Raw genomic sequence first — 12,234 nt, forward strand, 5'->3', positions numbered from 1 at the left:
CCTTTTCACCATGCCCGTCGCTTCAAAAACCCATCTCGTCCTGATCCCCAGCTACAACCCCGGTCCCAAGGTGCTGGCCACCGTGCAGGCGGCCCGGGCGCAATGGACGCCGGTGTGGGTCGTGGTCGATGGCAGCACCGACGGCAGCGCCGAAAAGCTGCAGGCGATGGCCGCCAGCGATGAAGGCCTGAAAGTAATCGTCCTGCCCGAAAATCGCGGCAAGGGCTCGGCCGTACTCGAAGGCATCACGCTGGCCGCCGCCGCCGGCTTCACCCACGCCCTGACCATGGATTCGGATGGCCAACACCCGGCTGACCTGATCCCCGCCTTCATGGCCGCCTCGCAAGCTGAGCCGGACAAAATGGTACTCGGCAAGCCGGTCTTCGCCGCCGACGCACCGGCGCTGCGGGTCAATGGCCGCAAGGTCTCCAACGGCTGGGCCAATCTTGAAACGCTGTGGATGGGCATCGGCGATTCGCTCTACGGTTTCCGCGTCTATCCGATCCAGCCGCTCATCAAAATCATGCGCGCCAACCGTTTCATGCGCCGTTTCGATTTTGATCCGGAAGCCGTCGTCCGCCTGTGCTGGGCGGGCGTGAAGCCGCTCAACATCGACGCCCCGGTGCGTTATTTCCGGGCCGAAGAGGGCGGCGTTTCGCACTTCAAATACCTGCGCGACAACACGCTGCTGACGTGGATGCACACCCGCCTCTTCATCGGCTTCGTGCTACGCCTGCCCTGGCTGATCCTGCGTCGCCTGAGATGAACACGACCGAAGTCTTCCTGATCGCCATGGCGATCATCTTTACCCTGCCCTACCTGATCTGGCGACTGGGCAACACCGACTATTACGCGCCACTCGTCGTCGTCCAGATCATCACCGGCATCCTGCTCGGGCCGGGCGTTCTCGGCCGGGCCTTTCCCGAGTACTACCAGTTCGTCTTCAATCCGGCCGTCATTCAGTCGCTGAACGGCATCGCCTGGTGGGCGGTCATGCTTTTCGTGATGATTGCCGGTGTCGAGCTCGATCTCCGGAAAGTCTGGGCCTATCGGCGCGAGAGCGGCATCACGGCGGGGCTTGCGCTCGGCACGCCGCTCGCCTTCGGTTGCGCTGCGGCGCTGCTGATGCTCGGTTTCGACGGCTGGATCGGCGAGAAGGCGATGACCTGGCAATTCGTCGTCGGCGTTGGCATGGCCTGTGCGGTGACCGCCCTGCCCATCCTGATCCTGTTCATGGAAAAACTTGAAATCCTGCGTCAGCCGATCGGCCAGCGCATCCTGCGCTACGCCAGTCTCGACGACATCGCGATCTGGGGTGTTCTGGCACTGATTCTCATGGATTGGGAGCGTATCGGTCGGCAGGTCACCTTCCTGCTCGTTTTTGCCATCGCTGCCTGGTTGTTCCACAAATTGATGGTGCGCATTCCGGCCCGTGACCGCTGGTATGTCGCGCTGATCTGGCTGGCCGTGGTCGCTTTTGGCGCCGACTGGGCCGGGCTGCACTTCATGGTCGGCGCCTTCCTGGCCGGAGCGAGCATGGAAGCCGAGTGGTTCGACCAGGAAAAAATGGACCTCCTGCGCCACCACGTGCTGCTCGTCTTCATGCCGGTCTTCTTCCTGTCCACCGGCCTGCGCACCAATTGGGATGTCGGCGGTGCCGCCGTTTTCATTGCTGCCGCCCTGCTCCTGGTGGCCTCGGTCGCCGGCAAGCTGATTGGCGTCCGGATCGCCGGTCGCATCCTCAAATGGGCGCCGGGCGAGGCCAGCATCATCGGCTGGCTGCTGCAGACCAAGGCGTTGATCATGATCATTTTTGCCAACATCCTGCTCGACAAGCGGATCATCACCAGTGAGACCTTCACGGCCTTGTTGTTGATGGCTGTTGCCAGCACCATGCTGACGGTGCCGCTGGTCGCCCCGAAGCTGGCCCGACTGAAATCGCTGATTCTGCGTTCTGCCTGAGGAGACAAGCATGAACTATGTGGCCAAATACCAAGAAGCCGCACCGGACCGGGCTGAAATCGATGCCCTGCCCGGCGCCCTTTTGATCGAATTTGGTGTCGACTGGTGCCCGCACTGTCAGGGTGCCCAGCCCTTCATTGAAACGGCCCTTGGCGCCCAGCCCGATCTTCGCCACATCAAGGTCGAAGATGGTGCCGGTCGGCGGCTGGGCCGCACGTTTCGCGTCAAGTTATGGCCGACGCTGATCCTCATGCGCGACGGTCAGGAAATCGGCCGCGTTGTTCGGCCCACAAGCACTCAGGAAATCAGCGAACTGCTCGCCGGCTGATTGGTTCAGGCCGGCTGGCGGCGCCGTTGTTGCCAGGCATCCAGTTCGGCGCGCTCGATGAAGGTTTCCAGCCGGTTGATATTGCCCGGCAATTGCCGCCCTTCCCATTGTTCGGTGGCCCAGCGCTTCACATTGGCGTGTAGCTCGCCATGCTCGATGGCGTGGGCCAGGGCGACTTCAATATCGTGCTGGCCGTCCGGCCCGGTGCCCAGGGTTAGCGCCGCGTCGTGCAGGCTCAGGCAGCTGTCATTTGGGGGATTCATGAACACCTCCTTCAAGGTTTCGGCAGCTTTATTCTAGCCCTGCACCACAGCGGTCAGGCGCGTTTCGCGACCTTTTTCGGCGTCCGGTGGCTGGCCTTGATTTGCTCGATGGCCTCGAGCTGGAAGCGCAGCTTGGTGATGGCATCGCGCTCGGCCGGGGCCAGTTCGTCCAGCTTGACGTGCTTGATGAGCACCGCCAGCGCATCGCCTATGCAACCGAGCTGCTTGCCGTAGCTGCCGACTTCATCGAGCACTTCCTGCTCGACTTCCGGGTTGGCGCTGCGCCCGAGGTTGATATTGACCAGCCCGAGCTGGCTGGTCGCTGAGCCAAAGGTCCATGACCACGGATTGATCGCCTGCGTGACGTCGCCGGACAGTGGCATCTGGAACGATTGCCAAGCCGACAAAGGGTTCTGGAAAAAATCTAGGGGAGCCTTGGCTTTGGCCTCAGGCAAGGTTTTCGGGGTGAGACGAGGGTAGAAATCAGGCATGGTGGATTCTCCTTGGCGACGGGTCGAATCCGATCATCCGGCATCGGAACGGCGCATGCAAGGTGAATTATTTGCCGGGCCCGAAGGCTGGCTTCAGATCATCGCGCCGTTGATCGAGATGACCTGCCCGGAAATATAGGCGGCTTTTTCCGAGGCGAGGAAAGCGACAAGATCGGCCACCTCTTCCGGTTTGCCGGCGCGCTTCATCGGCACCAGATTCTTGATCGCCTCGGCGTCGAAGGTGCCGTCGATCATGTCGGTGGCGATGATGCCCGGCGCCACGGCATTGACCGTGATGCCGCGGCTGGCCAGTTCGAGCGCCAGCGATTTACTGGCGGCGTGCAAGGCGCCCTTGGCGGCCGAGTAATTGACCTGGCCGCGGTTGCCGGTGATGCCGGCAATCGACGAAATATTGATGATGCGGCCCCAGCGCGTCCGGATCATCGGCATGGTCAGCGGCTGGGTGACGTTGAAAAAGCCGTTGAGCGAGACGTCGAGAACCGAATGCCACTGCTCGGCGCTCATGCCCGGGAAGACGGCGTCGGCGTGGATGCCGGCGTTGTTGACCAGAATCTGGATCGGCCCCGGCTCGAGCAGTTTTTCCAGCGCGGCAGCCGTTGCGGCGCGCTCGGTAACGTCGAAGGCGACGGCTTCGGCGCTGCCGCCGGCAGCGATGACCTCGGCGACGACAGCTTCGGCCTTCTCGCGGCTGCGGTTGGCATGAACGATGACGTGATGGCCGTCAGCTGCAAGGCGCTTGCAGATCGCAGCACCGATACCGCCGCTGCCGCCGGTGACGAGAGCACGTTTCATGGGTTTTCCTTTTTGGCCATTATTTCCGGTTGACCGTGGGATTCTCAGCCCAGCGCTGCAGCGTCGAGCACCACGGCGGCGCGGCCTTCGAGCAGGCAGCGGCCGGCGTGGCTGAGCGAGAACTGGTAGAGGATGTTGTTGCTGTCGCCCGACAGGCGCTCGGCGCACACATCGAGTTCGCCCGGCAGGTCGTCGAGACGCGCGACATGCAGGCTGACGCTACGCACGCTGGTCAGGTAGCCCTGGCGTGGTGCGGCATCGTCACCGGCAATCAGCGCGCCGTGAACGGCCATGGCCTGCGCGGCGTATTCGATGCCGTTGGCGGCGCCCAGACGACCTTCGGCGCGCAGCGGATTGGCCGGGTCGGTATGGCTGCTGGCGCGGCAGGTGATCGCCGAGTCGGACCACTCCTTGACCGCATCAAGCAGGCACATGCTGCCTTGATGCGGGATGTGGGCGGCGATCCAGCTTTGGTCTAGCACGGCCCGATGTCGACCTGCAGTTGCATGGGTGGCAGGTAGTCGAGCCAGACCTGACCGGCTTCGCCGCGCGCCAGTTTCTGCAGCAGCGGCAAGGCGCGCAGGGCCGGGATGGAGACGCGCAGGGCTTCCAGCGCGGCGTCGGCCAGCGGCTCGGCGACAGCGCTGGAGGGTGTCACGGTGATCGATGCGAGCGAGCGCTCACTGCGTTCCGGTGTAAGTAAAAGCGAGACGCCGGCAACGTCCGGCACCGGCCGCTTGGCAAACAGCGGCTCGGGATATTCGCTGTCGTAGGCGATCAAAAGTGTGGGCTGGCGGTCGAGAACAACCTGCCCGAGCGCATCGATCAGGCCGGCGCCGAAGCTCGCGTCGTAGGCGCAGATGACCTGGCAGGGTGCCATCGCCCCGGTGGCGATGCCCCAGTAACCGGCGGCGGCGTTGTGCACCGAATTGTGGAATCGGGTCGGCGAAATCTGGCGGTCGTCGGTGGCCAGTTGCTCGCACAGGGCGTGGCAATTGTGGCCGTCGGCGCCCGAGGCGGAGAAGACGGTGGCCAGCGTCGCAACATCGGCACCGGCATGGGCGGCGGCTTCGAGGCCGACGGCCAGCGTCAGCTTGACGACGCGGCTGGCCCGACGGCGCTCGGCCGGCGGCAGGATGCTCGGCGCCGGCAAAACGGAAGGGGCTGCGGTCAACGGCATTTCGCCGCGCAAAACGCCGCGGGCGGTCGGCCAGTCGGGCAGACCCGGGGCCAGGAAGCCGATGCCTTCAATCCAGGCGGTCAGCGGGCGGCTCACGGCGCGACTCCGAGAATCAGGCTGCAATTACTGCCACCGAAGCCGAAGGAGTTGGTCAGGGCGCGACTGACTTTGCCCACCCGGGTTTTCAGCAGGTAGTCGACCGGAATCGCCGGATCGACGTTTTCGGTGCCCGGGCTGCCGGGCAGGAAGCCGTCGGTCAGCGTCAGGGCGCAGATGATTGCTTCAACCGCGCCGGCTGCGCCCAGCGTGTGGCCGGTGGCGCCCTTGGTCGAACTGCACGGGACGCGCTGGTCGAACAGCGCGGCGACAGCCTTGCCCTCGGCGGCATCGTTGGCTGGCGTCGAGGTGCCGTGCAGGTTGATGTAGTCGATGTCAGCGGCAGTTAGTCCGGAGGAGCGCAGTGCGGCTTCCATGGCCATCCGGGCACCCAGCCCTTCCGGGTGGGGCGAAGACATGTGATAAGCATCGCTCGATTCACCGGTGCCGAGCAGCAGCACCGAGCCCGGCGTCGGTTGTTCGCAGCGTTCGAGCAAGGCAAACGCCGCACCCTCGCCGACCGATATGCCGTTGCGTGCTGCGTCGTAGGGACGGCACGGCTGGGTGGAGGTCAATTGCAGCGAGGCGAAGCCGTAGAGCGTGGTCAGGCACAGCGTATCGACGCCACCGACGATGGCCGCGTCGATGCTGCCGAGTTGAAGCTGGCGGGCAGCGGCGGCAAAGACCTTGGCGCTCGACGAACAGGCGGTCGAAATGGCCATGGCCATGCCTTCCAGCCCGAAATAATCGCGGGTGAATTCGGCCAGCGAGAAGGAGTTGTGCGTCGTGCGGTAGTGGAAATCGTCCGGCAGCGCACCGGTTTCGGGATCGCGCCGACGATAGGCTAGCTCGGTCTGCAAAATGCCGGCCGTGCTGGTGCCGAGGAAAACGCCGACTCGTGACTTGCCGTAGCGAGCGATGGCTTCGCGCACGCGGTCGCCGAAGCCATCGGTTTCGAGGCCCATTTGCGTCAGACGGTTGTTGCGGCAATCGTAGATGGCCAGCGATGCCGGCAGCTTTTCGGCGTCGACCGCAGCCACTTCGCCCATCCAGGTATCGAGTTGCACCGTTTCGAACGCGCATGGCACCAACCCGCTCCGCCCATTGCGCAAAGCCTCGCGCATGGCATCAAGCCCGCGCCCGAGGCAGGTTGTGGCGGTGTAGGCGGAAAGCAGCAGCGGGGTCACGGTGGCGCTCGAAATGGGGTGAGGTGGATTTTAGCAGAGGGGGCGCTTGTAAATGGATGGCATGATTGCCTATCTGTGGCGCAGCCAGCCTGTTTCGGTCTTGTACACTATCGGGCAATTCCGTCAGGCTCACCGGGGCATGGACTTGTTATGATTTTTTCGCGGGAAGATGGGCCATGAAGATGCATCTCTTACTGAAAAACTGGCGGGGCCTGGTCTTGTGGTTTTTCGTTACTCTGGCTTTCGGCCAGACCGGGGCCACGGTCGTCGACATCCCAACCCGCCCCGGCGTCACGCAGCGCCTGCTGGTGCTCGCTCCGCCGACACCCAAGGCGGCGGTCATTCTCTTCGTCGGCGGGCATGGCGGTTTGCAGATTGCGCCGGATGGTTCATTTGGCTGGGGCAAGGGGAATTTCCTGATTCGCAGCCGACAGCTGTTTGTCGATCAGGGCTTGCTGACAGTGGTCATCGACGCGCCGTCGGATCGCCAATCGCCACCCTTTCTGGCCGGCTACCGCCAGGGGCCTGAGCATGCGGCGGATGTCCAGGCGGTGATCGCCTGGGTGCGCCAGCAAGCGGGCTTGCCGGTGTGGCTGGTCGGGACCAGCCGGGGAACGCAGTCGATTGCCGCGGTGGCGACACGCCTGAGTCGGGCCGACGGGCCGGATGGCCTGGTCCTGACCTCAACCATTCTGACCGACCCGAAGGCGCCCGCGGTGCCGGCCATGGCGCTCGACAAGCTGAGCATTCCGACGCTTGTCGCCCATCATGAGCTGGACGGTTGCAGCCATTGCGCCTTCAGCGACATGCCGAAGCTCATGCAGAGGCTGGAAGGGCTGCCGCGCCAGCAGTTGCTGTCCTTCCGCGACGGCATGAGCCGGGGCGATCCGTGCGAGGCGATGGCCTATCACGGCTTCAATGGCATCGAGCGCGAGGTGGTCGGGCAGATCGCCGGCTGGATGCTGGGTCGCTGATCGCCAATTTCATTTTTGGCCGTTTTTCCCGGTTGACCGTGGCAAGCGCTGCTTTGCCTGATGCAGGTCAACTGCCGTCCAGATTTACCTTGTCTGCAGCCTGTTGTCGCCCATCCCCCTGTGGCATAGTGACCTGAAATTGCTGCGCTGCAGCATATAAGGGTTTGCTTAAGGGGAACACCATGTTTGATTTCTGGATTCAGTTTGCCTTGGTTCTGACGGCTATCCTGATCGGTATCCGTCGTGGCGGGGTGGCGCTTGGCCTGATTGGCGGGCTGGGCGTGGCGGTGCTCAGTTTCGGTTTCCGCGTTGCACCATCCGAGCCGCCGATTACCGTCATGCTCATCATCCTCGCCGTGGTCACCGCTTCGGCAACCTTGCAGGTAGCCGGCGGGCTCGACTGGCTGGTCCAGCAGGCCGAGCGCCTGATGCGCCGGCATCCGCAGCAGATCACGATTCTGGCGCCGCTCTCCACCTTCCTGCTGACCGTCTGCGTCGGCACCGGCCACGCCGTTTATTCATTGCTGCCGGTGATCGCCGACGTGGCACTCAAAACCAAGATCCGCCCGGAACGGCCGATGGCGATTTCCAGCGTCGCGTCGCAGATGGGCATCACGGCCAGCCCGGTGGCGGCGGCCGTGACGACTTTCCTGGCGATGACGGCGAAGACCGATGCCCCGGTGACGCTGGCCCAGATTCTCATGGTGACCTTGCCGGCCGGCCTGATCGGCGTGCTGGCAGCGGCCTTCTGGAGCATGAAGCGCGGCCTCGATCTCGACAAGGATCCGGAATTTCAGGCGCGCATGAAAGACCCGGAATTCCGCGCCACGGTCGAAATGTCGGTGACGACGCTCGACAAGACCCTGCCCAAGTCGGCCCGCCTGTCGGTCGTGCTCTTTTTCACCGGCATCCTGACCATCGTCGCCCTCGCCCTCTACCCGAGCGTGCTGCCGCTGGCCAAGGGCAAGCCGATTCCGATGACGACGGTGGTGCAGCTCGTCATGCTCGCCTTCGGCGCCTTCATCCTCTTCGCCGCCGACGTCAAGGCGGCGGCCATCGCCAAGTCGGAAGTGTTCACGGCCGGTATGATCGCCGTCGTCTCGATCTTCGGGATCGCCTGGATGAGCGACACCTTCGTCAAGGCCAACGAGGCTTTCCTCGTTGAAAACATCAAAACCATGGTCGAGTACGCGCCCTGGACCTTCGCCTTGGCCATGTTCGCCGTCTCCGCCTTCGTCAAGAGCCAGGCGGCGACGCTGACCATCATGCTGCCCTTCGGCCTGGCGCTCGGTCTCAGCCCGCAACTGCTGCTCGGTCTCATGCCCTCCTGCTACGCCTACTTCTTCTTCGCCTTCTACCCGAGCGATCTGGCGGCGATCAACATGGACCGCAGCGGCACGACGCGCATCGGCAAATACCTGCTCAACCACAGCTTCATGATTCCCGGCTGGATCGGCGTCATAACCTCAACCATCGTCGCCTACGGGCTGGCACAGCTGTATTTCTGATTTCGATTTTGGCCGATATTTCCGGTTGACCGTGGCAGCGGCTTACTTGCCGCTGCTCCGGCCCAGGCAGGTCCGGTAGCGCCCCTCGACCTTGCGGGCGAACCATTCTGTCGTCAGCTTGCGGCTGATTTTCGGGCTTTTCAGGTCGATTTGCGGCAGGGCTTGGCGGCGCATCGGCTTGGCCCCTTTTTCTGCCAGTTCGAAGACGCGGTTGAAGAGCGGGCTGCGGCCAAAGGCCGGGGATTTTTCGAGGAGCAGGTCACGGCGAATCTGCGGGCGGCTCATGTCGAGTTGTTTGGCGATACCGATGGCGGCTTCCTCGACACTGCTCGGTACGGTTGCCGGCTGGCCGTTTTCATAGCGCATCAGGTCGCCATCCGGGGCCAGCGGCCTGCCCGTGAGCTTGCCGAGCGCCAGCTGAAAAGCGGCGTTGCGGCTGCTGTAGCGGCCGGCGTTGAAGTCGGCGAAACGATAGACGATGGTGTCGTAGGGCACTTCGTAATCGAGCAGGATAGCGCTGCCGAAATAGACGCCGCCGCGCCGCGTGAACACCTCGTCGCGCACCTTTTTCGCCATCGGGTAGGGGTAATTGCGCTCCCTGACCTGCTGCGTCGCGAAATCGATGCTGACCTGCATTGGCCCGCCGGTGCGCACGGGATTGAAGTCGGCGAACAACTGGCGGCCGAAAGGCAGTTCGCCGGTCATGTCCTCGAACAGCGCATTGACCTGTTTTTCGGTTTTCAGCGCGTCGATGCGCTCGTTGTAGCTCTTGCCGTCCGGCGACTTCTTGCTCAGCGCGGTATTGACGAGCAGCGACGGCACGCCGTAGCGGCCGGCCCGGCTCTCGAGTTCGCGGCGGACGATGTTGGGCAGGCCGGGCACGCTGGGGTCGGCCTGAAAGCTCGATTCCTGCTCGATGATGGCGATGGCGGCGCAATAGGTTTGCGTCGCGTGCGGCACTTCCAGGGCCTTGAAGGCGCTGTGCAGGTCGTCAGCCCAGCCTTGGCGGTCCCTGGCGTAGCCCGGGATCAGACGGACGATGCGCTTTTTGACATCGGCTTCGGTCAGCGATGTTGGCCAGGCCGTGGCCGTTTTGCCATCGGCGCGGCGTGCCATGTCGGACGGCAGCGCCCCGCCCTCCTCCTCGCCTTCCTCGAACAGCGAGCAGCCGGCCAGGGTGGCCAGCAGGACAGCGGAGAGGATGGCCAGGCGCATCGAATCAGGCCGGCGAATTGGCCGGAACGCGGCAGACCAGCATGACGTTGGCGAAGGGCTTGATGTCGTTCATCGGATCGGTTTCGACCATGAAGCCGAGGCTTTCGAGCAGGGCGATCCACTCGGCCAGCGGCCGGCAATAGAGGCGTGGCAGGCGGTGGCCACGGACGAAGGTGACGGCGTGGTCGACCCAGTTGCACAGGTGATAAGGCAGGCCGGCCGAGGCATCGCCGACCCGGGTCAGGAACAGCCCCCCCGGCGGCAGCGCGGCGCGGATGCGCTTGATGACGTCCTTCTGGTGGGCGTGATCAAAATAATGTAGGGCGTCGAGGATGGTGATGACGTCGGCCTGGCCGAAATCGGCCTTGGTCATATCGCCCTGCTCGATGCGCAGGACCGGATGGTCGGCGCCGAAGGCACGGGCGGCGCGGTCGACGTCCTTCTGCATGAGTTCTATGCCGCGCAGGCTCAGGGCCTTGGGCGCGGCCGGCCAGTCTTTCGGCCAGTTTCCGGCTTCGTACAGTTTGCGGGCGGCGAGCAGCCAGGAAAACAGGCTGCCCTGGCCGCAGCCGAGGTCGAGGTAACGGCCTTCGGCCGGGAACAAGCCGCGCTTGAGGATCTCGCGGAAGATGCTGTCGGAGGACAGCTTGCCGCGCGAGTAGTGGTAGGCGAAATGGCCGCCGCCGATGAAGGGGCGGCTGGCTTCGTCGAGCAGGGTGCGCAGGAAACGCTTGGTCATGATGTGGCGTCGGGCAAGGTGACGGGGTTGAGTGAATGTTGGCGCAGCGCGGTGATCAGGCGTGGCAGCACGGCGAGGATGACCGGCTGGCCATCCGCCGTGCGGGCGGCGTGGCCGTCGTGCAGGAGCAGGATGTCGCCGGGGCCGAGGTCACGGCTGAGGCGTCGAAAGATGATCTCCGGGTCGCCGCAGCGCGTGTCGTAGGAGCGGCGCGTCCAGCTGGCCAGCTTGAGGCCGAGGCTGTGCAGGACGGCGTCGAGGAAAGGATTGCGCAGGCCGGCCGTGGCGCGGAAGTAGCGTGGCAGCTGGCCGGTGATTTCGGCGAAGGTGGCTTGCGCCGCGGCGATATCGGCCTTCATGCGGCCGGGGCCGAAGAAGGCGAAGGCCTTGGAATGGCTGTCACCATGGTTCTCGACGCGATGGCCGCGGGCGATGATTTCGCGGCACAACGCCGGGTTTTCGCGGGCGCGCCAGCCGATGCAGAAGAAGGTGGCCTTGGCGTTGGCGGCGTCGAGCAGGTCGAGGACGCGCGGCGTGACTTCCGGGTCGGGGCCGTCGTCGATGGTGATGGCGACTTCGCGGCGAGCGACCGCGTCATCCGGCAGGCGATTGAGGTTGGGGCCGAGCAGCGTCGTGCGCGGCAGCAGGCCGGCCGTCGTGATGATGGCGTGGTTGATGACCAGCGCGCCGACGGCCCACGGCCAGAAGGCCGGTGCCAGCAGGCAGCCGACGGCCGCTGCGGCATGTAGCGCGAGCGTGGCTTTGATGGCGAGGGTCGGCTTCCAGGGCGTCGGCATGTCAGGCGGCGAAGTGGCCAAGGTTCAGGAAATGTTCCCACAAATCGCGCCACACCGGCCAGTCGTGGTCGCCCGGCAAGGCGCAGCGGGCGGCGGGCGGGAAACGTGCGGCGATGGCCTGCATGCCCTCGGCGAAACGATCCTCGGTGCCGTAGCCGACGAAAACCGGGAAGCTGGCCGGCGGCGCCTTGAGCCATCGCCAGGCGCGGCACTCGGGGTCGGTCAGATCAACGGCCGTCGGCTCCCAGACATCGAGGCCGCCGGCGCGCTTGATGGCGTTGGTGGTCAGCCGGCTGCCGGGGTAAGGGGCGATCAGGCAAAGTCCGTCGACGAGGCCGGGATGGTCGGCGTTGAGGCAGAGCGCGAGCAACCCGCCGAGCGAAATGCCACCGAGCCAGACTTGGCGATATTGGGCGCGGGCCGGGATCAGGATCTGTTCGATGACGGCCGGCAGCGCTTCGCCGCTCGACACGGCGTCAAGGCCGAGATCGACGGCAACGATGTCGAGCCTGAGATGGCGCACGCTGGCATCGGCAAAAAAGCCGTTTTCGGCGAAGTGTTCGGGCGTCATGTAGGCGCCGGGGAGCAGTACCAGCAGGCTGTCGCCGCCACCGTCATGGCGCAGGGTGCGGAGCGCGGCGTTCATGCGGCGGTTTCACGTGAAACGTGGGATTCCATTTT

Annotated in this window: 15 protein-coding genes; 5 read left to right on the plus strand and 10 right to left on the minus strand. The window is 64.5% G+C overall.

Annotation, left to right across the window (positions count from 1 at the left end; all coding sequences use genetic code 11):
- Positions 1-10 precede the first annotated feature (10 nt).
- Genes AC07TV_RS00550 through AC07TV_RS00560 form a run of 3 tightly spaced genes read left to right on the plus strand, consistent with a single transcriptional unit; the run spans position 11 to position 2,290 of the window.
- Positions 11-766, plus strand: a complete 756-nt coding sequence (locus AC07TV_RS00550; protein WP_494646442.1) for a glycosyltransferase family 2 protein — start codon at positions 11-13, stop codon at positions 764-766.
- The gene (locus tag AC07TV_RS00555) at positions 763-1,962 is read left to right on the plus strand and encodes a cation:proton antiporter (protein ID WP_494646443.1); all 1,200 of its coding nucleotides are present in this window, start codon (positions 763-765) and stop codon (positions 1,960-1,962) included. The genes AC07TV_RS00550 and AC07TV_RS00555 overlap by 4 nt, the downstream gene beginning before the upstream one ends.
- Positions 1,963-1,972: 10 nt before the next feature.
- Positions 1,973-2,290: a thioredoxin family protein gene (locus tag AC07TV_RS00560; protein WP_494646444.1), complete on the plus strand. Its 318-nt coding sequence runs from the start codon at positions 1,973-1,975 to the stop codon at positions 2,288-2,290.
- A gap of 5 nt (positions 2,291-2,295) precedes the next feature.
- On the opposite strand, the gene AC07TV_RS00565 is transcribed toward AC07TV_RS00560, so the two are convergent.
- The 6 genes from AC07TV_RS00565 to AC07TV_RS00590 all read right to left on the minus strand — a co-directional run bounded on the left by AC07TV_RS00565 (position 2,296) and on the right by AC07TV_RS00590 (position 6,320).
- Positions 2,296-2,553: a hypothetical protein gene (locus tag AC07TV_RS00565; protein ID WP_494646445.1), complete on the minus strand. Its 258-nt coding sequence runs from the start codon at positions 2,551-2,553 to the stop codon at positions 2,296-2,298.
- 53 nt (positions 2,554-2,606) lie between these two features.
- Positions 2,607-3,044 carry a hypothetical protein gene (locus tag AC07TV_RS00570; protein ID WP_494646446.1) on the minus strand — a complete coding sequence of 146 codons (438 nt, stop codon included), beginning with the start codon at positions 3,042-3,044 and terminating at the stop codon, positions 2,607-2,609.
- Positions 3,045-3,137: 93 nt separating this feature from the next.
- Positions 3,138-3,857 carry a 3-oxoacyl-ACP reductase FabG gene (gene fabG, locus AC07TV_RS00575; RefSeq protein ID WP_494646447.1) on the minus strand — a complete coding sequence of 240 codons (720 nt, stop codon included), beginning with the start codon at positions 3,855-3,857 and terminating at the stop codon, positions 3,138-3,140.
- 44 nt (positions 3,858-3,901) lie between these two features.
- Positions 3,902-4,339, minus strand: a complete 438-nt coding sequence (locus AC07TV_RS00580) for a hotdog family protein (protein ID WP_494646448.1) — start codon at positions 4,337-4,339, stop codon at positions 3,902-3,904.
- A complete protein-coding gene (locus AC07TV_RS00585) occupies positions 4,333-5,133 on the minus strand; it encodes a beta-ketoacyl synthase chain length factor (RefSeq protein WP_494646449.1) in 801 nt (266 codons plus the stop codon). Before AC07TV_RS00585 ends, AC07TV_RS00580 begins: the two co-directional genes overlap by 7 nt.
- Entirely contained in the window at positions 5,130-6,320 is a 1,191-nt protein-coding gene (locus AC07TV_RS00590; RefSeq protein ID WP_494646450.1) for a beta-ketoacyl-[acyl-carrier-protein] synthase family protein, read from the minus strand. The genes AC07TV_RS00585 and AC07TV_RS00590 overlap by 4 nt, the downstream gene beginning before the upstream one ends.
- Before the next feature lie 176 nt (positions 6,321-6,496).
- Here AC07TV_RS00590 and AC07TV_RS00595 point away from each other — a divergent pair, with 176 nt between their 5' ends.
- On the plus strand, positions 6,497-7,294 hold the full coding sequence (locus AC07TV_RS00595; protein ID WP_494646451.1) for an alpha/beta hydrolase: 798 nt from the start codon (positions 6,497-6,499) through the stop codon (positions 7,292-7,294).
- Between the two features lie 182 nt (positions 7,295-7,476).
- Positions 7,477-8,802 carry an anaerobic C4-dicarboxylate transporter gene (locus tag AC07TV_RS00600; RefSeq protein ID WP_494646452.1) on the plus strand — a complete coding sequence of 442 codons (1,326 nt, stop codon included), beginning with the start codon at positions 7,477-7,479 and terminating at the stop codon, positions 8,800-8,802.
- A 42-nt stretch (positions 8,803-8,844) separates the two neighbouring features.
- Here AC07TV_RS00600 and AC07TV_RS00605 read toward each other — a convergent pair whose 3' ends face one another.
- The 4 genes from AC07TV_RS00605 to AC07TV_RS00620 are packed head-to-tail and all read right to left on the minus strand — an operon-like array spanning position 8,845 to position 12,199.
- Positions 8,845-10,017 carry a DUF1615 domain-containing protein gene (locus AC07TV_RS00605; protein ID WP_494646453.1) on the minus strand — a complete coding sequence of 391 codons (1,173 nt, stop codon included), beginning with the start codon at positions 10,015-10,017 and terminating at the stop codon, positions 8,845-8,847.
- 4 nt (positions 10,018-10,021) lie between these two features.
- Positions 10,022-10,756, minus strand: a complete 735-nt coding sequence (locus AC07TV_RS00610; RefSeq protein ID WP_494646454.1) for a class I SAM-dependent methyltransferase — start codon at positions 10,754-10,756, stop codon at positions 10,022-10,024.
- Complete coding sequence (locus tag AC07TV_RS00615; protein WP_494646455.1) at positions 10,753-11,553, minus strand: polysaccharide deacetylase family protein; 801 nt, start codon at positions 11,551-11,553, stop codon at positions 10,753-10,755. Before AC07TV_RS00615 ends, AC07TV_RS00610 begins: the two co-directional genes overlap by 4 nt.
- A 1-nt stretch (position 11,554) precedes the next feature.
- Positions 11,555-12,199 carry an alpha/beta fold hydrolase gene (locus AC07TV_RS00620; protein ID WP_494646456.1) on the minus strand — a complete coding sequence of 215 codons (645 nt, stop codon included), beginning with the start codon at positions 12,197-12,199 and terminating at the stop codon, positions 11,555-11,557.
- Positions 12,200-12,234: the final 35 nt, after the last annotated feature.

The sequence above is a fragment of the Azonexus sp. GW821-FHT04F04 genome, assembly GCF_059420025.1.